Raw genomic sequence first — 26,432 nt, 5'->3', positions numbered from 1 at the left:
CCTGGTCAGTCAGTAACCCTGTCTTAAATCCCGGCCTTTACCGGTTGCCCGGGTGGGCTCGACGGGTTAACAACCAGTTTGCTGCGATGCCGCAAATTGAGCGCATTTAATACTCATTGGTTTGGCATCCCTTCAAACCTATTTCGACGTTCGCGCGACCCACGGTTGCGCCTGAACGATGAGCAGGAATGACGTTATGAACGTACGGCAGTTTCGCGTATCCCGTCGCTCGATCACTGTGGCCGCAGCTTTTGTTGGCCTGGTGTCGCTGGTGCTTGGCGCCAATGCCGCGCTGAACAAGCGCTCGCTGGAAGCCGCACAGGCCGAGACGGTGACCGGGACGATCAATCCCGTGACGAAGGCGTCGCGCATCGCGCTGGTGATCGGCAACGGTCATTACCCCGACGCCGGCGCGCCGCTGAGCCAGCCGATCAATGATGCACGTGCCATGACGAGCGCACTTCGCCGCGACGGTTTCGACGTCGATGTGGTGGAAGACGCGACCCGCGATGACATGACCCGCGCTGTCGAGCGCCTGAAGGCCAAGATCAAGCCTGAAACCGTCGTGATGCTGTATTTTGGTGGCTATGGCGTCCAGGTTGGCCGCCAGAGCTACATGATCCCGGTCGATGCTGCGATATGGAAAGAGCGTGACATCCGCCGCGATGGCATGAGCGTCGAGGCCGTTCTCGATATCATGAAGGAGCAGGGTGCCCAGGCCAAACTGGTCGTGTTGGATGCCTCCCGCCGGAATCCCTATGAGCGTCGCTTCCGCGGTTACTCCCGTGGTCTCGCGCCGATCGACGTGCCGGAGAATGCGCTGATCCTGACCTCGGCGACGCCGGGCAAGGTTGCCGACGATGTGGATGGTCAGAACAGCCTGCTCGCAACCGAATTGCTGAAGAACATGAAGGCCAAGCCGGCGAGTGCCGAGTCCGTCTTCACCAACACCCGCGTTGCGGTTACCCGCGCGACCGCCGGTGAGCAGGTTCCTGCCGTGTCGTCGTCGCTGGTTGAGGACATCCTGCTCGGCGATAGCGCGACGGCCAAGGCCGGCAGCTAAGCTGTCCCATCGCGTTTACTTGTTAGCGTCTGCGCTGGCCATCACCGGACGAACCGGGTCGCCTTCGCGCAACAAGGCGCCCGCGCGTGCGACAATCACATCGCCATCGCTCAAACCTTCGCGTACCTCCACGCGTCCGCCTGACATCAGCCCGATCTCGACGCGCCGCGTCTCGATGCGCTGCCGCCGGACCACCTGCACGACGGTCCCGCCGGCACTATAGAGAACGGCGGTCAGTGGCACTGCGACGCCGCAGCTTTCGCCAGTCTTGATGATGGCACGCGCGTAGGAATTGCTCATCAGCCGCCGGGCCGAGGTGATCGAGACCACGACCTGGCCGAGCTGGCTGTTGGGCTCCACAGTGGAGGCGACGCGTTTCACTTTACCGTCCAGCTCTCCAGCGCCGATCACCTTGACCTTGACCGGTTGATCGACCTTTAGCTTCGGCAGATCGCGCGTCGGCACCTGGCCGATGAATTCGAACTCGCTCCGCGCGATGATGCTGAAAAGCGCTTCGCCCTTGGCCGATGCGAGTGATCCGACCACGGCGGACGAGGCGCTGACCAATCCTGCGACCGTGGCCTGAACTTGCAGCGATCCGCCTTCCGGTGGCGTCAGGCGTGCGAGGATCTGGCCTGCGGTGACGTTCTCGCCGGCATCGACCATGACCTCTGCGACCTTGAGGCCCGGGCGATCCGGACGGATCGAGACTTCCTCGCGCGGGATCAGGATGCCGGAGACTTCGACCGTCGCGGAGAAGCAGGACTTCGCGGCGGTCAGCACGGTCACTGCTGCACCCTTCGGCGCATCAGCAGGATCGTCGGCGGCCAGAGCCGGCTGTGTGAACACGCATAGCGACAGCGCGACCAGCAATCTGGCCCATGTGGTGGTTCGCTTGGAAGAGGCGATGGACAGGGTCATTGCTTTTGCCTATTTGTGCGGGACGGCGGGTGGTTGACCATTTTGCGGGTCTTCCTCGCCGCTCGACACCAGCAGCTTGCGCCCGAAGCGCCATGCCAATTGTCCGACATCGTCCATCATCATGAACATCGCCGGCACGAACAGCAGCGACAGCGCCGTCGAGAAGATCAGACCGCCAATGATAGCAAGTGCCATCGGCGAGCGGAACTCGCCGCCGGCGCCGAAGGCCAGCGCGGACGGCATCATGCCAGCGACCATGGCAACGGTGGTCATCACGATCGGCCGCGCGCGCTTCATGCCGGCATCGATGATCGCGACCTCTCGCGGTTTACCTTCGCGAATGGCTTCCACTGCAAATTCCACCAGCATGATGGCATTCTTGGTGACGATGCCCATCAGCATCAGGATGCCGATCCAGACAGGCGTGGTGAGTTGCTTTCCAGTCAACAGCAGCGCCAAGATCGCGCCGCCGATGGATAGGGGCAGTGAGAACAGGATGGTGATCGGCTGCAGGAACGTGCCGAACAGCAGCACCAGCACGGCATAGACCATCATCAGGCCTGCCGAGATCGCGGTGGCGAAACCATCAGCGAGTTCGTTCAGGCTTTCGGCGTCGCCGGACTGCTTGACGCTCACATTCTTCGGCAGGCTCTTCATGACCGGCAGTTCGTAAATCTTCTTCAGGGCATCGCCGAGTGCGGCGGTGCCCACGAGATCCGCGGCCACGGTGGCCTGACGTTCCCTGTCGTAGCGGTTGATGCTGGTCGGTCCCTGGTCGAGCTTGATGTCGGCGACCACGGATAGCGGCACGCCGCCGCGCCCGCCGCCAAGCGGCACCCGCAACTGTTCGAGGATCTGGAAATCGGCCCGTGCCGTGTCTTCCAGCTGCACGCGGATCGGCACCAGACGGTCGCCGGCATCGAATTTCGCCAGCGCCGGGCCGACGTCGCCGATGGTGGCGACGCGGATGGTTTCCGACAGGCTTTCGGTGGAGACGCCGAGCCGTGCCGCGAGATCGGCGCGTGGCTGCACGCGCAGCTCAGGACGATCCAGCGAGGTTTCCGAGATCACATTGGAGATCAGCGGAATGCGCTTCATCTGCGTCGCCAGTTCGCTGGCGACATTGGCGACGATATTGCTGTCGGTGCCGGTCACCACCAGCGAGATGGCGCGCAGCCCGTTTTCGTCGAGGAACCAGTAGCGAATATCCGGAACGCTTTCGAGTTCCTTGCTGATATCGAGTTCGAGCAGGCGCTGTGTATGTGCGCTGTCGCGTTCGCTCTTTGGGGTGTAGTTGATGATCAGAGCTGCGCGCCGCACTTCATAGGTGCCGGGCGGAACGTGACCGCCATCGACGAACACGCTCTTCACCTCAGGTCGCTTGCGGAGCCGCGCGACGATGTCTTCGGTGACCTTTTCGGTGTAAGCGAGCTGCGATCCCGGTGGCAATTCCATCGCCATGAGCGAACGCGCCGTGTCCTGGGCCGGCAGGAAGCCCTGCGGCAGCAGCTGGATGCTCCAGATCGACAGTGCGAAGACGGCGAGACCGAACAGAACCGTCACGTAGTAGCGCTTCACCGACAGGGTCACGAGCTTTTTGTAGGCTTGCAGCAGGCGTCCCGGCGGTGGATCGTCGTACTTGTGATCCTTGAGGAAGTAGGCTGCCAGCACAGGCGTGACGAAGCGCGCTGCCAATAGTGAAAAGAATACCTGCACCGAGACGGTGATGCCGAACTGCTTGAAGAATTGTCCGGCGATGCCCGACATGAAGCTGGCTGGGGCAAAGATCGCAATAATGGTCAGGCTGATGGCGATCACGGCGAGGCCGATTTCGTCGGCGGCTTCCAGCGCCGCGCGATAGGGCGACTTGCCCATCCGCATATGCCGCACGATGTTCTCGATCTCGACGATGGCGTCGTCGACGAGAATACCCGTCGAGAGCGTGATGGCGAGGAAACTCACGAGATTGAGCGAGAAGCCGAGCAGGTCCATCGCCCAGAAGGCCGGGAAGATTGACAGCGGCAGCGAGATCGCCGCAATAACCGTGGCGCGCAGGTCGCGCAGGAAGAAGAACACCACGATGACGGCAAGCGCCGCGCCTTCGAATAGCGTCGAGATCGCGGCTTCGTAATTGCCCTTGGTGAAGTCGACCGACGTATCGATCAGTTTCAGATCGACGTCGGGATAGGACGCCTTCAGCGCATCGATGCGCTTCTGCACGGCCGCGGCGACAACCACATCGCTGGCGCCCTTGGAGCGCTTGATGCCCAGCGCCACCACTGGTTCGCCGTTGAAGCGCGCAAAGGTGCGGCGGTCGGCGATGGTGTCGGTGACGGTGCCGAGATCTTCGAGCCGCACTTCGCCGCCAGAGGGCAGGCTGATCATGGTGCCGGCGAGTTCGTTCAGCGTCTTGGCGCCCGCTAGCGTGCGAATGGCCTGATCGTTCTTGCCGATTTCGGCGCGGCCGCCCGCGAGGTCCACATTGGTGCCGCGCAGGCGGCGGGACACATCGACGGCGGTAAGGCCTGCGGCCTGCAAGCGATCGGGATCGAGCGAGACGAGGATTTCGCGCTCGACGCCGCCGATGCGCTCGACCTGCGCGACGTTGCGCACGCCCTGCAACGCGCGCTTGACCACGTCATCGACGAACCACGACAGCTGCTCCGGCGTCTTGCCCGGCGATATCGCCGCATAGGTCACGATTGGCAGGCCGATGACGTCGACGCGCTGGATCAGTGGTTCATTGACATTCTGGGGGAGATTGGCGCGCACGCGCGTCACGGCGTCCTTGACGTCGTTCAGCGCGCGGTCGGTATTGGTTTCCAGCGCGAATTGCACCGTGGTGACCGACAGGCCGTCAGTGATCGACGACGAGATGTGGCGCACGCCTTCGACGCCGGAGACGCCGTCTTCGATGGTCTTGGTGACCTGCGCTTCAAGTTCCGCGGGCGCCGCGCCGAATTGCGAGACGGCGACCGAGATCACCGGAATGTCTGCGCTCGGTAGCCGCGTGATCGCCAGCTTGGTGAAGCTGATCCAGCCGAGTACCAGAAGAATGATCGAGAAGACGATGGACGGAAGCGGATGGCGGATCGACCATGCCGAGATATTCATTGCCATTAACGCACCCGCGATCGATCGAGGTCATCGGCGAACATGGTCTGGACCTTGTCGCCGTCATGAAGTGATGTGCCGGCATCGGCGACGACGATGTCGCCCACCTCGACGCCTTCAAGAATTTCTGTCGACGTATCGGACACCAGCCCGACTTTTACCCGTCGGGTCTCGATGGTGTTGCCCTTCACGAGCTGCACCATGAAGTGTTCGATCGCCGAGCGCGGGATCGCGACGCCGCAGCTGCGCTTGGCGTCGATGCTGGCGCGGGCGAAGACACCGACCTTGAGCGACGGATTGCTGGCCAGCGACAGCCGGACATGGCCGAGCTGTGTCACGCGGTCGATCTGTGGCGACACCAGCCGCACCTTGCCGAAAATATCGGGCTGATCGTCGCGGCTGATCCGCGCCGTGACGCCGGGGTTGAGTTTGAGGATATGGATGCTCGGCACTTCTGCATCGAGCTCGAGTTCGTTGTTGATGGCGATCCTGAACATCGGCCCGGCCTGCGGCGAGGCCGGTGCGCCGACGATGGTGTTCACGGAGGTAATCAGACCTGCCGCGGGGGCGCGCAGCGTCACAGGATTCGGGCGTGCATTGCCTGCCGTCGGCGGCGGTATCAGCCGCGCCAGTTCCTGGTTCTCGGTGACGGTGTCGCCTTCGCGGACCAGCACTTCGGAGACCTTTGAACCTTCGGTCTCGATGCCGACCACGGCCTCGCGGCGCGGAACCACGAATCCAGTGACCCGCACGAGATCGGAGAAGCAGGCATTGGTGGCCTTGGCAACGATCACCATGGCGCCATTCGGCGAAGCGGAGCCGGCGGGTGCGGGTTCAGCGGCGAAGCCGATAGAGGTGGTTGCGACCATGGTGGCCGCCAGCGACAGACATGCGAGAGAGGGGGAGAAGCAGGCAAAAGCCTTCATTGCGAGATCGATCCACTTGGTATTACGGAGCACCAGGGGCATTCGATCGGTGCGGCGGCAGGTCGGGGCAATCTATACAGGATATCCGCGATCACCACAGCAAACAGCGTCCCGCGTGGCGCGGAACGCTGTGGTGCGGCAATCCGCAGCAAGCTCGAAGGTACCACCGAGCTCTATTGGGATGCGGTGGTCTTGTTCGCCATATTCACCACCTGAACGCGGCGGTTGGACGGATCGGTCGGCGCAACGCCGGCCTTCGGCTTGCCCTTGCCATACCCAACGGTGACGAGGTCGGCGCCGGCGATGCCGTATTTGTCCGTCAGATAACGCTTGATGGCATCGGCGCGGCGTTCTGACAGGTCCTGGTTATATTCTTCGCCGCCAACCGCGTCGGTATGGCCGGCGACCACGAAGGTAGCGCCCTTGAGGTCTTCGCTGCTCAGCGCCTTGCCGAGGGCCTGCACTGAGGACAGCGACTTCTTGCTGATATTCGCCGAGTTGTAGTCGAAGGTAATTTCCAGATCGATCGCCGGCTTGGTCTGGGCGACGGCGGCGATCTGTTCGCGCTCGCCGATCGACAGCGACCGTGTGCTGCGATTGCGAAGGGAGTCGACGAACTTGCCTTCGGCGGCATTGACGGCCGGCTCGGCCGGCGGTGTCATTGACAGACCGCGGGTCAGTGGCTTCTTCGGCGCCAATGCGCGCAGGATCTGGTCGGAGGTCACTTCCTCAGCCGCTGCGGCGATGCCTGCGGTTAGCGACAGGGCGACGCTGATCATGGCGATCGTGCGAAGTGCCTTGAAGCCAGGGCGTGCGGATGTGTTCGACATGGGTGCATCCTTCATCTAGTCGCGCGAAACGCGCTTGAATCAAATCCAGCAAATTCTGGTGCCGGATCGCTTCAGGATGGCTTCCGGCTTGCCATCAATAGTGTCCGCTCGCGCGCCGCAGGTTCAAACCGGGCTTGCGACTTTCCTACGATTTTCTTGCGACTTTCCTGCGAAATCCTGCCGACCTCTGGAATCATCGGATGGCGTGTTATCGCGCTGTCTTATCGAACGCCGTAGCTGGCAAATTCCTTGACGATGTCCGGGTCCATGGCTTTGGCATTGGTGATGTCGAGATCGCCTTCAGCGGTCTGGCCAAGGCGATGTTTGGCCAGGCCGCGGCCATAGAGCGATGAGGTCAGCTGCGGATTGATCTTCAGCGCCGCGTCGAAATCCGCAATGGCATTCTTGCTCTGGCCGTTCTTGAGGTTCACCAGGCCGCGGCTGTCCAGCGCATCGACGAAATTCGGGCGCAGGCGCAGGGCTTCATTACAGTCCTTGAGCGCGGCGGCGAGGTCACCGGTCACGGTGCGCGCCCAGCAACGATTGTTGTAGGCCTCGACATCTTTGGGATTCAGTTTGATCGTGGCGTCGAAATCCTTGATCGCAGCGGAATAGGCGCCCTTGCTGGCATAGACTTGGCCGCGGCGATACAGCGCGCCGGCGTCCTCCGGATTGTCGGTCAGTTTGACGTTCAGCGATTTGACGGTCGGATCCTCCGCCAGCGCCAGCAGGATCTTGTTTTCGTCACGTGGGGCTTCGGCGACGACGGCGGGGGCAGGAGTTGGTGCCGCGGCAGGCGCAGGCGCTGCTGCTGGAGCCGCCGGCATGGGTGCAGCAGGTACAGGTGCAGGAGCTGCAGGCGCTGCGGCGACCTCCGGCTTGGGCACAGCAGAGGGGCGCGGTGTCGCAGCCGGCGCCGGATCGGCCGGTTTGGCTTCTGCCACAGCGGCCGAGGCCGGGCGCGTTCCCGCTATGAAAGAGAAGTCTTCTGCCAGCGACGACGAAATCCACGGCACCTGCTCGCTGCGCGACGCGCGGGTGACGTTGACGCGGGTTCGGTTCAGCGTCTGCTCGGCGGTGAGATCCGGAACCCGGATTTCCTTCAGCAGCTCACTGACGAACAACCCGTGATCGCCGCCGCCATCGCTGACGACCGAGCTCAGCGCCGCCGAATACATCACCAGCGTGCCGCTCGGTGCGATCACCGGAGCGAGCCCGGCGGAGAAGCTGCGGAACCGGCGTTCGAACGGATTGCGGCGGGATGCGTCCAAAAGCGCAATCTTGACGCCGGCGCCGCGGCCGTTGATCTCGCCCAGCACGGTCTCGAGGCTGAAGCCGTCGCGGCGCACGTCGGGCTCGGTCCAGATCTGGGCGTCGACCGGGATCATGTAACTCTGCCGCGCGGACTGGATGCCGAAGCCGCTGAAGAACACCAGGGCTACCGAGCCGGGCTTCACCTTGCCGTAGAATTTGTCGAGCGCCCGGCGCATGCCATCGCCGCCGAGATTTTCCCCGGTATCGACCTCAAATCCGTCACGCTTCAATTCGGCGGCGACGTCGCGGGCGTCGTTGATGGGCTCCTTGAGCGGCGCCTCGGCGTCCGGATATTTCGCATTGCCGATCACCAGTGCGATCCGGTGGGTCCGATCTTCCGCGGCGGAGGCCTGCCAGACGGGCGTGGCGGCAAGCGTCAGGAGAGCGATCAGAGCAATGCGCATTTTCATAATGAAACCGGTCCAGACTTGAGGGCGCTGTCCAAGCTGTGGCTTGCGCCGCAGCGACACTAATCCACGCCATTCGCATTATCAAACCGGCGTGATCGCGGCTGTCAACGTGCGGTGCGGGCAGCAGCCATCGCGTCAATTCACCACGCGTCAGCCGTTATCGCTGCAGTCCCGGTTCCCGGTCATTCCGGTGGTTGGAACGGTTTGACCTTTTCCGGCAGCGATGGCTTGTTGCGCACAACAACGACCACGAACGGGACGGGACGAATGAGCGTGACTTACGAAATCTATGCGATCCGCTATGCCACGATGACGCCGCGGACGCCGCAGATGAATTATCTCGCACCCGATCCCCATGAGACCGCAGCGGCCGATCTCGATTATTTCGTCTGGCTGATCCGCGGCGGTGGCCGCGACATTCTTGTCGATACCGGCTTCAACGAAGCCGCCTCGAAGGAGCGCAGCCGCAAGCTCACGATCAATCCCATCGACGCGCTGGCCGATTTCGGCGTGCGCGCCGCGGACATCCGCGACGTCATCGTCACGCATCTGCATTACGACCATGCCGGCAATCTCGATCGCCTCCCCAATGCCAGGTTCCATCTGCAGGACCGCGAGATGAGCTACGCGACGGGCCGCTGCATGTGCAACGGGCTGCTGCGGCATCCGTTCTCGGCGGAAGACGTCACGCTGATGGTGCGTCACGTGTTCAATGAGCGCGTCACGTTCCACAATGGCGATGGCGAGGTTGCTCCGGGCGTCACGCTGCACCGCGTCGGTGGCCATTCAGATGGCTTGCAGATCGTGCGCGTGCAGACCGCGCGGGGCCCGGTGGTGTTGGCGTCAGACGCCTCGCATTACTACGGCAACATGCAGCGCCGCAGCCCGTTTCCAATCGTCTACAATATCGGCGACATGTGCGACGGCTGGACCACCTGCGAGCGCCTTGCCGGCCACCCCGATCGCATCATTCCCGGCCATGATCCGCTGGTGCGCGAGCTCTATCCGCGCGTCGAGGGCAGCAAGGCCGATGCCTATGCGTTGCACGAGATGCCGTCGCGCTCTTTCGTAACGGGTTAGCTTCTGACCCCTCCCCGCAAGCCGGGCGAGGGAAGAATGCGCGCCTTAGTAGGCGCCGACCTTTTGACCGTGCCGCGTCTGCACGAGGTCGAGGCTACGCTCGATCTTGCCGAGCGCAGCCGCGAAATCCTTGCGTTCCTGTGCCGTTAAACACGACAAAATATCGCGTTCCTTGTGCAGCAGGCGCGGGATCAGCTCTTCATAGAGCGCGGTGCCTTTTGCGGAGAGGCGCAATTCGAAGGCGCGGCGGTCGTCTTCGTTCTCGACCCGTTCGATGAGTTCGCGGTCCAGCAGGGCCGTCACCGCCCGGCTGATGGTGGATTTGTGGGTGCGCGTGCATTGCGAAATGAACTGCGCGCTGCAGGCGTCGTCGCGAAAGCCCAGCGTGGCAATGACGCGCCATTCCGGAATATCGAGCCCGTAGCGCACCTGATATTCGTCCGAGAGCGCGGCGCTGACCTCTGCGGCCAGCCGGTTGAGCCGGAATGGAACGAACTGAAACAGGTCGAATTTTGCCACGGAGCCACCAATTCTGCTGTTGACGCCGCTACGGGTCCGGCGTTTAGATGGTTGCAAATGAGACTATCTTAGAGGGAGTGCGATCCGTTGGCCAGACCAGCGTTGATCCGAAAATACATCCGGTTGCAGGGCAGGGGCTGAGCCATGGCGCAACATGTCCGCCAGTTTGCCTATCGCCGCCATGCCGATCAGGCGCGGTCAGCTGCCGCTGCGGCGCATCATCCTGTGGTGATTGTTGGTGCTGGCCCTGTCGGCCTGTCGCTGGCCATCGATCTGGCGCAGCGCGGCCAGCGCGTGGTGCTGCTCGACGACGCCGATCGCATCGGCGATGGCTCGCGCGCGATCTGCTTCTCCAAGCGCTCGCTCGAATATTGGGACCGTCTCGGTGCCGCCCATCGCATGATCGACAAGGGCGTGGTGTGGAAGGTCGGCAAGATCTTTCTCGGACCGGACATGCTGTACCAGTTCGATCTGCTGCCGGAGACCGGCCACAAGATGCCGGCCTTCATTAATCTGCAGCAATATTACGCTGAATCCTTTCTGGTCGATCGCGTGCATCAATTGCCGGAGATCGATCTGCGCTGGCGCAACAAGGTCATCGCGCTGGCGCAGCACAACGACCACGCCGAACTCACCATCGAGACGCCCGATGGGCCATACACGCTGCGCGCCGACTATGTCGTCGCCTGCGACGGCGCGCGGTCAGGGCTGCGCGGCATGGTCGGCGCGGATTTTTCCGGCGAGGTGTTCGAGGATCAGTTCCTGATCGCTGACGTCAAGATGACCGCGGAATTCCCGACCGAGCGTTGGTTCTGGTTCGATCCGCCGTTCCATTCGGGCCAGTCCGCACTGCTGCATCGTCAGCCCGACGATGTCTGGCGTATCGATCTGCAGCTCGGTCCCGATGCCGATCCCACAATCGAACGGCAGCCGGGGATGGTACGTCCGCGCATCGCACGCATGCTCGGCCACGACGATTTCGATTTCGAGTGGATCTCGGTCTACAAATTCCAGTGCCGCCGCGTGCAGCGCTTCCTGCATGAGCGCGTGATCTTTGCCGGCGATGCCGCGCATCAGGTGTCGCCCTTCGGCGCGCGGGGCGCCAATTCCGGCCTCGAAGATGCCGAGAACATCGCCTGGAAGCTCGCACTGGTGCTGGCCGGCAATGCGCCGGCGTCGCTGCTGGCGAGCTATGACGCCGAGCGTGGTCCGGCCGCGGACGAGAATATCCGTGCCTCGACCCATGCGACGGATTTCATCGCCCCGCATTCGAAGCAGGAGCAGCGCATGCGGCAAGCCGTGTTGTCACTTGCCCGGGAGGCCGATTTCGCCAAGCGCATGATCAATGGCGGGCGACTGTCGGTGCCGTCGGTCTATCAGACGCCGCTCTCGACGACCGATAGCGACGACTGGTCTGTCGGTCCGCAACCGGGCGCGCATATGCCGGACGCGCCGCTCGCGACTGATGACGGCGCACATGTGTTTCTCTCGGAATGTTTCGCCGGAGCCGGCCGCGGCTTCACTGTGCTGCAGTCGGATGGTCAGGCGATCGAACTGCCCGAGGGCGTGGCGCGTCTGGTCGTCGGCGATGATGCGGCGCTGCGCGACGAGACCGGGCTGTTCAAGGCGCGTTATGGCGCCGACCCGGGTGTTGCCTATCTGCTGCGCCCCGATGGTTATGTCGCCGCGCGTTTCCGGCATCCGACGCCGCGGGCGATCAAGGCGGCGGTCGCGCGTGCCTCCGGGAGGCCGTCATGACGGCACTATTGACGACGTCCAATTTCGCCAGTCCCGACGACGCCTATCGTGCGATTGTCGAGGCTCATCGCGGATTGACCGACGATCAAAGCGCGGCGCTCGATACGGCGCTGGTGCTGATCCTCGCCAATCATATCGGCGATGCTGCTGTGCTCGGTGACGCGATTGCGCTGGCGAAGCGACGGCTGCCTGTCGCCACACGAACTGACTGACGTAAAGATCAAAGGAAAAGATAGATGACCAAGGGTTTCGCATCCACGACCGACATGACCGAGAAGAAGGTCACCTTCTCGGAGATCGGTACCGATCTATATGCCTTTACGGCCGAGGGCGATCCGAACTCGGCTGTCATCGTCGGCGATGACGGTTGCATCGTGTTCGACGCGCAGGCGACGCCCGCGATGGCCAACAAGGTCATCGAACGGGTGCGGACGGTCACCGACAAGCCGATCAAATATGTCGTGCTGTCGCATTATCATGCGGTGCGCGTGCTCGGCGCGTCTGCCTACAAGGCGCAGGGTGTCGTCGCGTCGCAGGAGACCTATCGGCTGGTGGAAGAACGCGGCCAGCAGGACTGGGATTCCGAGTTCGGGCGTTTCCCGCGTCTGTTCCAGGATGCCGAGAGCATTCCCGGTCTGACCTGGCCAACGCTCACTTTTGAAGGCGAGATGTCGATCTTCCTCGGCAAGCGCGAGGTGCGCCTGATGCAGCTCGGCGCCGGTCATACGTCGGGCGATATCGTCGCCTGGGTGCCGGATGCCGAAGTCATGTTCTCAGGCGATCTCATCGAATATCACTCGGCCTGCTACTGCGGTGATGCGCTGCTGCGCGAATGGCCGTCGACGCTGAACGAGATCCGCGCGTTCAACCCGAAAGCAATTGCGCCGGGTCGCGGTGATGCGTTGAAGGGACTGGAAACGACCCGCGAGGCGATCGCGATGACGCGTGACTTCGTGATGTCGCTCTATGGCGCGGCGGAGCTGTCGGTCGCCAAGGGACGCAGCCTGAAGGAGACCATGGCGTCGACCCGCGAGGTCATGGACAAGAAGTTCTCGAGCTTTGCGATCTACGAGCACTGCTTGCCGTTCAATGTATCCCGCGCCTTCGATGAAGCGTCGGGGATCGACGACCCCGTGATCTGGACCGACAAGCGCGACCGCGAAATGTGGGCCGCGCTCCAAGGAAGATGAGATGAACATCACCACCAATCCCGATCTGATCAGCCGCAACACCGTCAACGTCACGCCGGGCTATATGTCCGGCTTTGGGAACAGCTTCGAAACCGAGGCGCTGCCCGGCGCGCTGCCCATCGGCCGCAACTCGCCGCAGCGCGCGGCCTATGGGCTCTATGCCGAGCAGCTCTCCGGTTCGCCCTTCACGGCGCCGCGCGGCACCAATGAACGGTCCTGGCTATATCGCATTCGCCCGTCGGTGAAACATTCCGGCCGCTTCGAGAAAGCGGACGCGAAATTGTGGCGCACCGCGCCGTGCCACGAGAACGATCTGCCGATCGCACAATTGCGCTGGGATCCGGCGCCGATCCCGAAGGAGGACATGACCTTCCTGCAGGGCGTGCAGACCATGACCACGGCCGGCGATGCCGGCACCCAGGCCGGCATGGCAGCGCATGTCTATCTGATCACCAAATCCATGGTAGATCAGCACTTCTACAATGCCGACGGCGAGATGATGTTCGTGCTGCAGCAGGGTAACTTGTTGTTCGTCACCGAATTCGGCCGCATCGACGCCGAGCCCGGCGAGATCGTGGTGATCCCGCGCGGCGTCAAGTTCCGCGTCGAACTCACCGGCGGCGCCGCGCGCGGCTATCTCTGCGAGAACTATGGCGGCGCCTTCACGCTGCCTGAGCGCGGACCGATCGGCGCCAATTGCCTCGCCAATGCGCGCGACTTCCTCACGCCGGTGGCCGCCTATGAGGACAAGGACACGCCGACCGAGCTCTATGTGAAATGGGGCGGCACGCTGTTCAAGACGGTGCTGCCGCATTCACCCATCGATGTGGTCGCGTGGCACGGCAACTATGCGCCGTATAAATACGACCTGCGGACCTTCTCGCCGGTCGGCGCCATCGGCTTCGATCATCCGGATCCGTCGATCTTTACGGTGCTGACCTCGCCGTCGGAAACTGCCGGCACCGCGAATATCGATTTCGTGATCTTCCCGGAGCGCTGGGCGGTGGCGGAAAACACGTTCCGTCCGCCGTGGTATCACATGAACATCATGTCGGAATTCATGGGGCTTATCTACGGCGTCTATGATGCCAAGCCGCAGGGCTTCACGCCGGGCGGCATCAGCCTGCACAACATGATGCTGCCGCACGGTCCGGACCGCGAGGCTTTTGATCACGCCAGCAATGGCGAGCTGAAGCCGGTTAAGCTCACCGGCACCATGGCCTTCATGTTCGAGACCCGCTACCCCCAGCGCGTTACGGAGCACGCGGCCACGACGGCGACGTTGCAGAGCGACTACGCCGATTGTTGGAAGGGCCTGGAGAAGCGGTTCGATCCGAACAAGCGGTGATACACCGACCGTAGGATGGGTTTCGCGAAGACACTCTACCCATCCTACGGCGCCATCAAGTTGACGTGCCTCAGCGCTCCTCCGGCGGAACGTCCTTGATGCGGGCCGAATGCGCGGCGATGTCTTCGCTGCTCTTTGATAGATGCACGCGTTTGTCCGATGGCGGGCGCTTGGCGACCGACAGGCCGGGCCGCCATTCGGTAGCGGGGCGGATCGGTCGCGGCGTAAAACCTCCGCCGCAATTCGGGCAGACATTGGAGAGTTTGCTTTCCACGCAGTCCGCGCAGAACGTGCATTCATAGCTGCAGATCATGGCATCGCGTGCCGCGGGCGGCAGGTCCTTGTCGCAATATTCGCAGTTCGGCCGCAGCGCCAGTGCCATCGTTCTCTCCCAATCGGTTCGTTGCGCCGATCTTGGCAGAACCGCGATGGTTCGTGAACTGTCAGGCGGCCTGACGCTGGAAGGCGGGTGCTACGACGCTGCGTCCGTGCGCGGGATGTTGAGCCGCCGCGCCCAGGCGATGCCGGGATTGCGTGAGAACAGCCAGGCGAGCGCGTAGAAGCCGATGGCCAGCAGGTACAGAAACGCAAAGCCGAAATACATCGAGTTGTATTCCATCAAACCGCCGAACAGCGCGCCCATCAGGTTATAGGCCAGTGCGGTCGAGATATTGACGCTGGCTCGGGCGATCAGGCTCGAGAAGATGATGCCCGAGAAGAACAGCGGGATCGTCAGCAGCACGCCGCTGAGTGCGAGGTTGGCCCATGGCGAGGCAAAGGCAATCAGCGTGTGGTTGCGCGCATAGAAGTAGCCAACGAGCAGGCTGACGATCAGGCCGCAATAAGCGAGGCCAGTGCGCTGGAATGCGTCCCGTTGCACGATGAGATTGGCCAGAAACGCCATCACCAGCACCATGATGATGGTGGCGGCGATCACGAACCAGGTCCCGCCAAGATGCAGACCCAGCTCGGTGATGGCCTTGGTCTCCACCAGCATGAAGCCGGCGCCGAGAAAGAAAAATGGCAGATAGCCGCGCTCGATTGGGTCATTGAGGCCGATGGTCTTGCGCACGAACATCGTGCTCAGCAACATGACCATGCCGAGCGCGATCATGTAGCTGGTCGGATAGGTCCGGCTGACCATGTAGAAGAACGGCCAGTCATCGGTCGGGATGCTGGCTTCAGGATAGGGCTGCGCATAGCGCTGCGACACGTCCGTGAAGCCGATGGCCGCGAAGGCCTCCATGTTCGGCAGCGCGGCATCGCGACCTTTCTGCACGACGAAGGCCGTCGTCGTGCTCGAATCGTAACGCACGCGAATGGCCAGCGGCTTGCCGGCGCCCGGCAGGCCCTGCAGGATATGCGACAGCTTGAAACCGAGAGACTCGTTCGGCAGCGCGAAAGCAATGGACATCACGCCGTCAGGCTTGAGCAGGCGGAAGGCCTCGTCGATGCCCTCTCGGGTGTAGACATAGGAGTCGACCCGCAGGTTCGATGCATGGCTGAGCGCCGTGTGGGAATCGAGCACGCCATAAATGATCAGGTCGTATTTTTGCTGCGCCGTGCGGAAGAAGTTGCGCGCGTCGTTGATATGTACGGTCACCCGCGGATCGTCATAGGGGTGTTCCGGATGATTGCTGCGGCCGAGATGGATGATGGCGGGATCGATCTCGATGGCGTCCACGTGGGACGCGCCCATGCGCAGCGCCGCCGCAACGTCGTTGCCGCTGCCGGCGCCGACAATGGCCACGCGTTCCGGCTTGGTTTTGAAGTTGAACGGGAACTCGTAATAGGTCCGCACATAGCGGTCCTCGGCAGCTTCAATGCTGCGGTGGCTCTCCGCGAGGTTGAACACCTTCTGATAATACGAGCCGCCCGACAGGATATTCATCAATCCGTCGGATTTCGCCATGCGCTCGAGCAGCTGATAGGGCGAGTAGATCCGTTGGGTCTCCGGCTGCACCGGCCATGCCAGCACCGTAAGCAGCACGCAGAAGCTCGCAATGCCGATCGGCGAGCGGACATCCCGCGACAGCACGAAGACAAGCAGGATGCCGCCGGCCGCGGTGAACCAGATCACCGGAGGCAGCCAGAACAGGCTCATGACGAACAGCACCAGCACGCCGAGGATGCTACCGACGAGATTGAGGCCGTAGGCCTTCAGGGCGTCGGTCGCGTGCAGCAGTTTTCCGCAGAGCTGGCCGACCGGATAGCAGATGCAGGCGCATAGCACGAAGCTCATCGCCAGCAGTAAATAGACGGGAATGCTCTGGGCAAACAGCGACAGCCAGTCGAGGCGATCCATATCGATATTGATCGAGGTCTGTTCATGCATCGGCAGGCCGGTGAAGAATCCGTTGCCGGCTCCGATATCGTAGCGCAATAGCGTGATGACGCTGACGAACAGCGCCAGCATCGGCAGCACCAGCGCCGGTGCGCAGGGTTGTTTCTCGGACACGGCATAGCCGGCGCCAAGGCCTAGAAAGCACGCCAGCAGCGTGAAATTCTTGAAGAACGAAAACACTGGGAAGACCGACGCCAGCCAGCGGATCATCACCAGTTCGAGCAGCAGGCTCACCATGGTGACCAGCACGATCAGCCGTACCTTCTCCTTGGTGCTCATGCTCGCGTAGCCGGCTTCGAAATCGGTGCTGAGCAGCGTGATCTGGCGGCCAAGCGGCTTTGCGATCAGGGGTGGAGAAATGATGATGGCCAGCGCCGCTGCGCCCAGCAACACGCGCACCAGTGTCAGCAGACCATCGGTTGCGGTGATGCCGTCGCTCTCGAACAGCAGGCGCAATGCCAGCAGAGAATAGGCGAAGACGAGGGTGCCAAGGCAGATGCAGAAGAAGCGAACGAGCCGTTGATTGGCATTCTCGGTCGTGCCTGCGTCGCGTCCACCCATCTCTGCTCTTTCCTGCAATGCTTTGGCAGTATCGAGTGTCCAATCAATTCGGATCGGAACCAGACGGGTGTTGTAGGCGCTTCGAGTTAAGAACTGATCAATCGGCGGTTGCAAATTCCGCTGTGTTGCAGGCCTCTGGCGCTCAGGCGAGGGCTGATTTCAGCGGCAGTTTCGATGTTTCCTTCAACCGGTCGAGCACGATCGACGAGCGCACATGCGCCACGCTCTGATGCGGCATCAGCACATTGTTGACGAGGTCGGACAGTCCCTTGAGATCGCGCAGCACGGCCTTGAGCACGTAGTCGGCATCGCCGGTTAGCGAGTAAGCCTCCTGCACCTCGTCGACCCGCTGCACCAGCGTGCGGAACTTCTTGGCATTGTCCGGCGAGTGGGTAGCCAGTTGCACCTGGATGAAGGCGATCACGTTGAAGCCGAGTGCGTCCGATGACAGGTCGGCGTGATAGCCGGAGATCACCTTCTCCTCTTCGAGCCGCATCCGCCGCCGTGAGCATTGCGAGGCCGATAGGCCGACGGCATCGGCGAGCTGCTGGTTGGTCAGCCGGCCGTCATCCTGCAAGGCAGCCAGCATCTTGAGATCGAAGGCGTCTACCGGGATCATGCGTCAAAAGCCTCTTTCATGCGTGAACCGTGCATGAATGTCGCATATTGCATCCGAATTTGCATGCACCTTGCGTCGCAAACGACCGACACTCCAGGCAAGCGATAATGCAAATCAGCTTCGGGAGATCACCATGGGTCCGTTTCCGCACGACGCGCCGGCCGCCACCATCTCGGCACATAATCCGATGGGCACCGACGGCTTTGAATTCGTCGAATACGCGCATCCGAGGCCTGAAGAACTCCACGCCCTGTTCAGGCTGATGGGCTATGTGCCGGTCGCGAAGCACAAGACCAGGAAGATCACGGTCTATCGTCAGGGCGACATCAACTATCTCGTCAACGAAGAGCCCGGAACTCACGGCTTCAATTTCGTCGCCGCGCACGGCCCGTGCGCGCCGTCGATGGCGTTCCGCGTCGTCGATGCGCAGGCGGCCTATGACCGCGCGATTTTGCTCGGTGCCGAGCCGGCGGATGCAATCGCAGCGCAGAAGACGCTCGACGTGCCAGCCATCAAGGGCATCGGCGGCAGCCTATTGTACTTCGTCGATCGCTATGGCGCCAAGGGCTCGGCCTATGACCATGAATTCACATGGCTCGGCGCCAAGAACCCGCGCCCCGAAGGCGCCGGCCTGTTCTATCTCGACCACCTCACCCACAACGTCCATCGCGGTCGGATGGATGTCTGGACTGGCTTCTACGAGGAGCTGTTCAATTTTCGCCAGATACGCTTCTTCGACATCGAGGGACGCGCCTCGGGCCTGTTCTCGCGCGCGCTGACCAGTCCGGACGGCAAGATCCGGATTCCGATCAACGAGGATGCCGGCGATGCCGGCCAGATCGAGGAATATCTCAACACCTATCACGGCGAGGGCATCCAGCACATCGCCTGCGGTGTGACGGATATCTACACGACCATCGAGAAGCTGCGCGCCGATGGCCTGCCCTTCATGCCGGCGCCGCCTGTGACCTATTTCGAGAAGATCGATGCGCGGCTGCCGAAGCATGGCGAGGACGTGCCGCGGCTGCAGAAGAACGGCATCCTGATCGACGGCGAGGGCGTGGTCGAAGGCGGCGAGACCAAGGTGCTGCTGCAGATTTTCTCGGCCAATGCGATTGGACCCATTTTCTTCGAATTCATCCAGCGCAAGGGCGATGACGGTTTCGGCGAGGGCAATTTCAAGGCGCTGTTCGAGTCGATCGAAGAAGATCAGATCAGGCGCGGCGTGCTGCACGTGGCGGACAAGACCGCGGCGTAGTTCTTTCTTCTCCCTCCCTCAAGCGGCGAAGCCGCGCAGTGGGGAGGGTGGATCGACCGCGAAGCGGTCGAGACGGGTGGGGTGGCCCGCGCCCCGACGTCACGTGGGGCACCCCCACCCGACCGGCCTTCGGCCGGCCACCCTCCCCACAAGGGGGAGGGATAAGAGAAGCGGAGCTCCTTAGGCGAGTATGAGCTTTCTCAACTCGCCCACTCCTTCACCGCATCACCGAGCTCCGCCTTCACCGCCGGCCGTGCCGCCGATGGCGTGCGCGAGAACCGCGGTGCGGGTGCCGGCTGTGTCGCGCCTTCGTGCTGGATGAAGACTTCGCGTGCCACCATATGCGGATGTTTCGTGGCTTCCGACATGGTCAGCACCGGCGCGAAGCACACGTCGGTGCCTTCCATGATTTTTGACCACTCGTCGCGGCTTTTGGTCTTGAACACCGCGGTGAGCTTGTCCTTCACCGCGGCCCAGTTTGTCGGGTCCATGTGATTGTCGTAGCAGGCCTCCGAAAGCCCGGCGAGTTCGCGCAGCTCGGCATAGAATTGCGGCTCGATGGAGCCGATCGAGATGAAGTTGCCGCAGCTGCATTCGTAGACGCCGTAGAAATGCGCGCCGCCGTCGAGCATGTTGCTCTCGCGACTTTCCTTCCAGCGACCGGCCGCGGTCATGTCGAAGAACATGGTGATCAAGGATGCCGCGCCGTCGCACATGGCCGCGTCCACCACCTGCCCCTGGCCGGACTTGTTGGCCTCCAGTAGGGCGGCGAGCATGCCCATCACCAGATACATCGAGCCGCCGCCGAAATCGCCGACCAGATTCAATGGCGGCACGGGCTTGTCAGCGCCGCCGATTGCGGCGAGGGCCCCGGTGATCGAAATGTAATTGATGTCATGGCCGGCGGCCTGCGCCAGCGGGCCATGCTGGCCCCAACCGGTCATGCGGCCATAGACCAGCTTCCTGTTGCGGCCGAGGACGACATCCGGCCCGAGGCCGAGGCGTTCCATCACGCCGGGCCGATAGCCTTCCACCAGTGCATCGGCGCTATCCAGCAGCGACAGCACCTGTGCAATGGCGGCCTTGTCCTTGAGATCGACCTCGATGACCTTGCGGCCGCGTGACGCAGCGCCTTTCGGCATCTGCTTCGGGCGCACCAGCGTAATCACTTCGGCACCCATATCGGCCAGCAGCATGCAGGCGAACGGACCGGGGCCGATGCCGGCGAATTCGACGATGCGTGTGCCCTTGAGCGGGCCGGTGGCCTTGGTCTGTGGTCGCGACGACGCGAGGGTGGTGTCCTGCACTTGTGTTTCCCATGCTTGATATTGGCCGTCGATGGCGACGGGCCGATTTGCCGGAAACTGTCTATGCTGGAGGTGACAAGGGCAAGAAGCTTTTGGCCGCAATCCTGCATGCGGCCATGCTGCGGCACTGCACAAAAATGCTAAAGCCAAAACTCGATGTCGTCCCCGCGAAGGCGGGGACCCATAACCACCGAGTTCGTGTTTTGCAAAGGCCTCTGCCGCCATTCCGCCACGACGGGATGGAGGCTATGGATCCCCGCCTTCGCGGGGATGACAATTGAGAGGTTCGAGTTTTACCCCGCCGCGTCCACCGCGCGCTGTGCCATGACCTTGATGAGGTTGGCGCGATATTCCGCCGAGCCGTGGATGTCACCCATCAACCCATCCGCTGAGATCTTCACGCCATCCAGCGCTCCCGCCGACCAGTTGGCTTTCAGTGCAGCCTCGATCGCCGGCACGCGCATCACGCCGCTCTGCGATGCGCCGGTGGCTGCGACGCGGACCTCGCCGGACTTTGTCTGTGCGACAAACACCGCGGTGAGTGCGAAACGCGACGCCGGGTGGCGCATCTTGGCGTAGCCGGCCTTGGCCGGAATGGGGAACGACACGGATGTGATGATCTCGTCCTCTTCCAGGGCCGTCGAGAACAGGCCCTGGAAGAAATCGTCGCCTTTGATCTCGCGTTTATTGGTCTTGATGGTGGCATTTAGCGCCAGCACGGCGGCGGGATAATCGGCGGCGGGATCGTTGTTGGCGATGGAGCCGCCGATGGTGCCGCGATAGCGCACGGCGGGGTCGCCGAGCACCGACGTCAGATGCACGATCGCCGGGATCGCCTTCTTGGCCGCGGGGCTCTGCGTGATGTCGTAATAGGTCGTCGCCGCCTTGATGATCAGCGCGTCGGATGTTGCCTCGATGCCGATCAAGTCCTTGATCTTGGCGAGGTCGATAACATCCGATGGTGCCGCAAGACGCTGCTTCATCACGGGGATCAGCGTGTGGCCACCGGCGAGATACTTGGCCTCGGGATGTTTGGCGAACAGGGCCGCTGCTTCGTCGACGCTGGCGGGGCGGTGATAAGTGGTCTCATACATCGTATTGCTTCCTTATCTTTTGGTCGTGTTTTCTTGACGCGAACCGGATTCCACTTCGCTTGAAAACACTCCGCTTATTCCGCTGCCTGCTGCAATTGCAGCGCTTCCCAGACACGGCCGGGCGTCGCCGGCATCTCGATCTTGTTGTGGCCGAGCGCATCGGTGATGGCGTTGATCACCGCGGGCGACGAACCGATCGCGCCGGCCTCACCGCAGCCTTTCACGCCGAGCGGATTGCCTGGGCACAGCGTCGTGGTGTGCGAGACCCGGAACGATGGCACGTCGTCGGCGCGGGGCATGGCGTAATCCATGAACGACGCCGTCACCGGCTGGCCGTTGTCGTCATAGATAGCGCTTTCGAGCATCGCCTGACCGATGCCCTGGGCGAGGCCGCCATGGACCTGGCCTTCGACGATCATGGGATTGATCAGCCGGCCGAAGTCATCGACAGCCACGAAGTCGACGATGTCGGTCTTGCCGGTGCCGGGATCGATCTCGACCTCGCAGATATAGGCGCCGGCCGGGAAGGTGAAGTTGGTGGGATCGTAGAACGCACCTTCCTTCAGGCCGGGCTCCATGCCGTCAGGCAGGTTGTGTGCGGTATAGGCGGCGAGTGCCACCATCGGCAGCGCGATCGCCTTGTCGGTGCCTGCGACCTTGAACTCGCCATTCTCGATGACGATGTCGCCTTCGGAGGCCTCAAGCAGATGCGCGGCGATCTTCTTCGCCTTGGCTTCCACTTTCTCCATCGCCTTGAAGATCGCGGACATGCCGACCGCCGCCGAGCGCGAACCATAGGTGCCCATGCCGAACTGCACTTTATCAGTGTCGCCATGCACGATCTGGACCTGATCGACTGAGATGCCGAGCCTGTCAGCAACGAGCTGTGCGAAGGTTGTCTCGTGGCCCTGGCCGTGGCTGTGCGATCCCGTCAGCACTTCGATGGTACCGACCGGATTGACGCGGACCTCCGCGGATTCCCACAGGCCGACGCCGGCGCCGAGCGAGCCGACCGCCTTGGAGGGCGCGATGCCGCAGGCTTCGATGTAGCAGGAGAAGCCAAGCCCGCGCAGTTTGCCGGCGGTTTTGGCCTTGGCCTTCCGCGCCGGGAAGCCGGCATAGTCGATGGCTTTCAGCGCCGCGTCGAGCGATGCGCCGAAGTCGCCGATATCATAGGCCATGATGACAGGCGTCTGATGCGGAAACTGGGTCACAAAGTTGAGGCGGCGCAGCTCGGCCGGATCGACTTTCAACTGCCGCGCCGATGTCTCCATCAGTCGCTCCACCAGATAGCTCGCTTCCGGGCGTCCGGCGCCGCGATAGGCATCGACCGGCGTGGTGTTGGTATAGACGCCCATCACCTCGGCATAGATGGTCGGGATATTGTACTGGCCCGACAGCAGCGTGGCGTAGAGATAGGTCGGCACCGAGGACGAGAACAGCGACATATAGGCGCCGAAATTGGCGTGGGTCTTCACCCGCAGGCCCAGGATCCTGTTGTTGGCATCGAACGCCATCTCGGCATGTGAGATGTGATCGCGGCCATGCGCGTCAGTGAGAAATGCCTCGGTGCGGTCACCGGTCCATTTCACCGGGCGGCGTACTTTCTTTGAGGCCCAGAGTGCGACCATTTCCTCGGGATAGATGAAGATCTTCGACCCGAAGCCGCCGCCGACATCGGGGGCGATCACGCGCAGCTTGTGCTCCTGCGCAACATTGTAGAACGCCGACAGGACGAGCCGCGCCACATGTGGATTCTGCGAGGTCGTATGGAGCGTGAAGTGCTCTTCTGCGTCGTCATATTCCGCCACGGCTGCGCGCGGCTCCATCGCGTTCGGCACCAGGCGGTTATTGGTCAGGTCCAGCGAGATGACATTGGCGGCCTTGCTGAAGGCGTCGTTGGTCAGCTTCTCGTCGCCGATCGCCCAGTCATAGACCACATTGCCCGGCGCTTCCGGATGCAGTTGCGGCGCGCCTGAGGCGAGCGCTGCGGTCATGCTGCTGACGGCAGGGAGTTCTTCATAAGTCACGACCACGGCCTCGGCCGCATCCTTCGCCTGGTTCTTGGTCTCGGCGATCACCACGGCGACTGCCTGACCGACGAAGCGCACGGTGTCCGGCGCCATCGCCGGCCATGCGCCCATTTTCATCGGCGTGCCGTCCTTGGAGGACACCGCCCAGCCGCAGATCAGGTTGCCGATCTTGTCGTCCACCAATTGCTGTGCGGTGAGCACGTCCACCACGCCCGGCATATCCTTGGCGGCGGAGGCGTCGATGCCCTTCACTTTCGCATGAGCATGCGGGCTGCGGATGAAATGCGCGTGGGTGAGGCCGACGATCTTGACGTCGTCGACATAGCGGCCGCGGCCGGTGATGAATCGCTTGTCTTCCTTGCGCGCAACGCGTGCGCCGATGCCTTCAACGCCCATCTCATGGGTCTCCCTGCCGGAGTTTTTGATTGTCCGCGCTTTCCATCGAAAGGCGCGGTTGGCTCAGCTCAGATCAATGCGCCGCGGCTCATTCAGCCGCTTGCGCAACCTTCATGCGTCCGGCGGCGTCGAGTACCGATTTGACGATGTTGTGGTAGCCAGTGCAGCGGCAGATATTGCCTTCGAGCTCGTGGCGCACTGTCTCTTCATCGAGATCGCCCGCGTGGCGATTCACGATGTCGATCGCCGACATGATCATGCCCGGCGTGCAGTAGCCGCATTGCAGGCCGTGATTGTCGCGGAACGCCGCCTGCATCGGATGCAGCTGGTCGCCCTTGGCAATGCCTTCAATGGTGGTGACATTGGCGCCGTCGATCTGACCGACCAGCGTGGTGCAGGATTTCACCGCCTTGCCGTCGATATGCACGATGCAGGCGCCGCACTGGCTGGTATCGCAGCCCACATGGGTCCCGGTCAGGTTGAGATTTTCGCGGAGCAGGTGGACGAGAAGGGTTCTGTCTTCGACCGTGGCAGAGACAGATTTGCCATTGACCGTCAGTTTCACTGTGGACACGCAGACCTCCCGGTATTTTTTAATTATTCCAATTAGAAGCGCGGTGCGGAAAGTTTGCAACTGGGAATTTGGTGGGTGCTTCACCCTCCCCTGGAGGGGGAGGGTCGATGCGAGCGTAGCTCGCAGCGGGGTGGGGTGAAATCACAAGCGACGCAGTGTGTGGTCTCACCCCACCCCGTCTCGCATCCGCTTCGCGGGTGCTCACCGACCCTCCCCCTCCAGGGGAGGGTACGCGCGTATCCCTCCTGCAAATTTGTGCCTTCATATCCGCAGGCCGCAATGCTCTAGTCGCGGCGCAATAAATGCCGCAAGCGATTGCGGACAATAACAATTCCGCGACGAGGAGTTTTCGGGAGTGATCGACAAGCGCGTAGCCAGCGCGGCCGAGGCCGTGGCTGGGGTGAAGGACGGGGCAGTCGTCCTGGTGGCCGGGTTCGGTACTGTCGGCATTGCCGATGATCTGCTGGAGGCGCTGCACGAGCAGGGTGCGACCAATCTCACCATCGTCCACAACAATGCCGGCAATGGCGACACTGGTTTGGCCCGGCTGATCAATTCCGGTCGCGTCGCCAAGGTGATCTGTTCTTATCCGCGCTCCGGCGACTACAGCGCTTTCCTGAATGCCTATCGTGCCAAGACGCTGGAACTCGAACTGGTGCCACAGGGCATCATCAGCGAGCGCATGCATGCCCATGCCGCGGGGCTCGGCGGCTTCTTCTCGCCTGTGACGGCGCATACCAAGCTCGCCGAGGGCAAGGAGACCCGCGAGATCGACGGCGTGCTGTATGTGTTCGAGAAGCCGCTGAAGGGCGACATTGCACTGCTGCGCGCCAAGAAGGCGGATCGCTGGGGCAACCTCGTCTATGACCAGTCGGCGCGTAACTTCAATCCGATCATGGCCATGGCTGCCGATCTCAGCGTCGTGCAGGTCAATGAAATGGTCGAACTCGGCAGTCTCGATCCGGAAGCGGTGGTGACGCCGAGCATTTTCATCGATCGTGTGGTGGTAGTGGGAGCAAAGGCATGACGTCGTCTGATAAGACCGCAACATACAAGCCGCTCAATCGCGACCAGATGGCCTGGCGCGCCGCGCAGGACCTGCAGGAAGGCGCCTATGTCAATCTCGGCATCGGCATGCCGACGCGGGCGGCGAGCTATGTGCCCGATGGCCGCGAGGTGATCTTCCACAGCGAGAACGGCATTCTCGGCCTCGGGCCGAAGCCGGAGCCCGGCACGGAAGACGAGAACCTGATCGATGCCGGCAAGAACTACACGACGCTGATCAAGGGCGGGGTGTTCATGCATCACGCCGACGCGTTCCTGATGATCCGCGGCAAGCATCTCGATGTCAGCCTGCTCGGCGCCTTTGAAGTCTCCGAAGCCGGCGATCTCGCCAACTGGACCACGGAAGACCCGTCCTTCCCGCCCGGTGTCGGCGGCGCGATGGATCTCGCAGTTGGCGCCAAGGAAATCCGGGTGATCATGGATCACACCGACAAGTCAGGTAAGCCGCGCATTCTCAAGAAGTGCCGGCTGCCGCTCACGGCACCGGGCTGCGTCAAGCGCATCTACACCAATCTGGCGGTCATTGACGTCACGGAGCAGGGACTGTTTGTGCGCGAGATGGTCGAGGGCATGACGCTGGAGCAGTTGCAGACGCTCACCGAGCCCAAGCTGCAGCTCGCCAACAACTGGCAGTCGCTGACCCCGCCGGCGATGGCGGCGTAGGGACTTCCGAAAACACCCGCCTCTCCACCGTCATGGCCGGGCAAA

At 62.5% G+C, this 26,432-nt stretch carries 22 protein-coding genes; 9 read left to right on the top strand and 13 right to left on the bottom strand.

The window, feature by feature from the left end; translation table 11 throughout:
* Window positions 1-196: 196 nt before the first annotated feature.
* Window positions 197-1,063: a caspase family protein gene (locus LPB73_RS23905; RefSeq protein ID WP_089266722.1), complete on the top strand. Its 867-nt coding sequence runs from the start codon at window positions 197-199 to the stop codon at window positions 1,061-1,063.
* A 15-nt stretch (window positions 1,064-1,078) separates the two neighbouring features.
* On the opposite strand, the gene LPB73_RS23900 is transcribed toward LPB73_RS23905, so the two are convergent.
* From LPB73_RS23900 to LPB73_RS23880, 5 genes are all read right to left on the bottom strand, one after another.
* Window positions 1,079-1,984 (bottom strand): efflux RND transporter periplasmic adaptor subunit, encoded by a 906-nt coding sequence (locus tag LPB73_RS23900; protein ID WP_231078426.1) that lies wholly within the window; start codon window positions 1,982-1,984, stop codon window positions 1,079-1,081.
* Window positions 1,985-1,993: 9 nt separating this feature from the next.
* Window positions 1,994-5,104: an efflux RND transporter permease subunit gene (locus tag LPB73_RS23895; protein ID WP_231078425.1), complete on the bottom strand. Its 3,111-nt coding sequence runs from the start codon at window positions 5,102-5,104 to the stop codon at window positions 1,994-1,996.
* Window positions 5,104-5,967, bottom strand: a complete 864-nt coding sequence (locus LPB73_RS23890) for an efflux RND transporter periplasmic adaptor subunit (protein WP_231081238.1) — start codon at window positions 5,965-5,967, stop codon at window positions 5,104-5,106. Before LPB73_RS23890 ends, LPB73_RS23895 begins: the two co-directional genes overlap by 1 nt.
* Before the next feature lie 230 nt (window positions 5,968-6,197).
* The gene (locus LPB73_RS23885; RefSeq protein WP_089266920.1) at window positions 6,198-6,854 is read right to left on the bottom strand and encodes an OmpA family protein; all 657 of its coding nucleotides are present in this window, start codon (window positions 6,852-6,854) and stop codon (window positions 6,198-6,200) included.
* 221 nt (window positions 6,855-7,075) lie between these two features.
* Window positions 7,076-8,578, bottom strand: coding sequence for a caspase family protein (locus tag LPB73_RS23880; RefSeq protein ID WP_231078424.1), 1,503 nt, complete (start codon window positions 8,576-8,578; stop codon window positions 7,076-7,078).
* 267 nt (window positions 8,579-8,845) lie between these two features.
* Here LPB73_RS23880 and LPB73_RS23875 point away from each other — a divergent pair, with 267 nt between their 5' ends.
* Window positions 8,846-9,658, top strand: a complete 813-nt coding sequence (locus LPB73_RS23875; RefSeq protein WP_231078423.1) for an N-acyl homoserine lactonase family protein — start codon at window positions 8,846-8,848, stop codon at window positions 9,656-9,658.
* 45 nt (window positions 9,659-9,703) lie between these two features.
* On the opposite strand, the gene LPB73_RS23870 is transcribed toward LPB73_RS23875, so the two are convergent.
* Window positions 9,704-10,177 carry a MarR family winged helix-turn-helix transcriptional regulator gene (locus LPB73_RS23870; protein WP_231078422.1) on the bottom strand — a complete coding sequence of 158 codons (474 nt, stop codon included), beginning with the start codon at window positions 10,175-10,177 and terminating at the stop codon, window positions 9,704-9,706.
* 144 nt (window positions 10,178-10,321) lie between these two features.
* Between LPB73_RS23870 and LPB73_RS23865 the strand changes: the two genes are divergently transcribed.
* Genes LPB73_RS23865 through hmgA form a run of 4 tightly spaced genes read left to right on the top strand, consistent with a single transcriptional unit; the run spans window position 10,322 to window position 14,473 of the window.
* Window positions 10,322-11,935 carry an FAD-dependent oxidoreductase gene (locus LPB73_RS23865; protein ID WP_231078421.1) on the top strand — a complete coding sequence of 538 codons (1,614 nt, stop codon included), beginning with the start codon at window positions 10,322-10,324 and terminating at the stop codon, window positions 11,933-11,935.
* Window positions 11,932-12,147: a DUF2783 domain-containing protein gene (locus LPB73_RS23860; RefSeq protein ID WP_231078420.1), complete on the top strand. Its 216-nt coding sequence runs from the start codon at window positions 11,932-11,934 to the stop codon at window positions 12,145-12,147. The genes LPB73_RS23865 and LPB73_RS23860 overlap by 4 nt, the downstream gene beginning before the upstream one ends.
* 24 nt (window positions 12,148-12,171) lie before the next feature.
* Window positions 12,172-13,125 (top strand): MBL fold metallo-hydrolase, encoded by a 954-nt coding sequence (locus LPB73_RS23855; RefSeq protein WP_231078419.1) that lies wholly within the window; start codon window positions 12,172-12,174, stop codon window positions 13,123-13,125.
* A 1-nt stretch (window position 13,126) separates the two neighbouring features.
* Window positions 13,127-14,473: a homogentisate 1,2-dioxygenase gene (gene hmgA, locus LPB73_RS23850; protein WP_231078418.1), complete on the top strand. Its 1,347-nt coding sequence runs from the start codon at window positions 13,127-13,129 to the stop codon at window positions 14,471-14,473.
* A 70-nt stretch (window positions 14,474-14,543) separates the two neighbouring features.
* Here the strand turns inward: hmgA and LPB73_RS23845 are convergent, their stop codons facing one another.
* From LPB73_RS23845 to LPB73_RS23835, 3 genes are all read right to left on the bottom strand, one after another.
* Window positions 14,544-14,855 carry a DUF1272 domain-containing protein gene (locus LPB73_RS23845; RefSeq protein WP_231078417.1) on the bottom strand — a complete coding sequence of 104 codons (312 nt, stop codon included), beginning with the start codon at window positions 14,853-14,855 and terminating at the stop codon, window positions 14,544-14,546.
* 90 nt (window positions 14,856-14,945) lie between these two features.
* A complete protein-coding gene (locus LPB73_RS23840; protein ID WP_231078416.1) occupies window positions 14,946-17,378 on the bottom strand; it encodes a methyltransferase domain-containing protein in 2,433 nt (810 codons plus the stop codon).
* Between the two features lie 142 nt (window positions 17,379-17,520).
* Window positions 17,521-17,997: an Lrp/AsnC family transcriptional regulator gene (locus LPB73_RS23835; protein WP_089266744.1), complete on the bottom strand. Its 477-nt coding sequence runs from the start codon at window positions 17,995-17,997 to the stop codon at window positions 17,521-17,523.
* Window positions 17,998-18,130: 133 nt separating this feature from the next.
* On the opposite strand from LPB73_RS23835, the gene hppD reads away from it, so the two are divergent.
* Window positions 18,131-19,255 (top strand): 4-hydroxyphenylpyruvate dioxygenase, encoded by a 1,125-nt coding sequence (gene hppD / locus LPB73_RS23830; protein WP_231078415.1) that lies wholly within the window; start codon window positions 18,131-18,133, stop codon window positions 19,253-19,255.
* Window positions 19,256-19,455: 200 nt separating this feature from the next.
* Here hppD and LPB73_RS23825 read toward each other — a convergent pair whose 3' ends face one another.
* From LPB73_RS23825 to LPB73_RS23810, 4 genes are all read right to left on the bottom strand, one after another.
* Entirely contained in the window at window positions 19,456-20,562 is a 1,107-nt protein-coding gene (locus LPB73_RS23825; protein WP_231078414.1) for a CaiB/BaiF CoA transferase family protein, read from the bottom strand.
* A 293-nt stretch (window positions 20,563-20,855) separates the two neighbouring features.
* Complete coding sequence (locus LPB73_RS23820; protein WP_231078413.1) at window positions 20,856-21,656, bottom strand: FAD binding domain-containing protein; 801 nt, start codon at window positions 21,654-21,656, stop codon at window positions 20,856-20,858.
* A gap of 74 nt (window positions 21,657-21,730) precedes the next feature.
* Window positions 21,731-24,085, bottom strand: a complete 2,355-nt coding sequence (locus tag LPB73_RS23815) for a xanthine dehydrogenase family protein molybdopterin-binding subunit (protein ID WP_231078412.1) — start codon at window positions 24,083-24,085, stop codon at window positions 21,731-21,733.
* An 88-nt stretch (window positions 24,086-24,173) separates the two neighbouring features.
* Window positions 24,174-24,659 carry a (2Fe-2S)-binding protein gene (locus tag LPB73_RS23810; RefSeq protein WP_068737631.1) on the bottom strand — a complete coding sequence of 162 codons (486 nt, stop codon included), beginning with the start codon at window positions 24,657-24,659 and terminating at the stop codon, window positions 24,174-24,176.
* A gap of 355 nt (window positions 24,660-25,014) precedes the next feature.
* Between LPB73_RS23810 and LPB73_RS23805 the strand changes: the two genes are divergently transcribed.
* Window positions 25,015-25,686: a 3-oxoacid CoA-transferase subunit A gene (locus tag LPB73_RS23805; protein WP_093758046.1), complete on the top strand. Its 672-nt coding sequence runs from the start codon at window positions 25,015-25,017 to the stop codon at window positions 25,684-25,686.
* A complete protein-coding gene (locus LPB73_RS23800; RefSeq protein WP_231078411.1) occupies window positions 25,683-26,387 on the top strand; it encodes a 3-oxoacid CoA-transferase subunit B in 705 nt (234 codons plus the stop codon). Before LPB73_RS23805 ends, LPB73_RS23800 begins: the two co-directional genes overlap by 4 nt.
* The last annotated feature ends 45 nt before the right edge of the window (window positions 26,388-26,432 follow it).

It is taken from the genome of Tardiphaga sp. 37S4 (assembly GCF_021044645.1).
In the GTDB taxonomy this organism is placed as follows: Bacteria; Pseudomonadota; Alphaproteobacteria; order Rhizobiales; family Xanthobacteraceae; genus Tardiphaga; species Tardiphaga robiniae.
The sequence above is the reverse complement of the archived record's forward strand: the minus strand, read 5'-3'. Positions and strand labels throughout refer to the sequence as shown.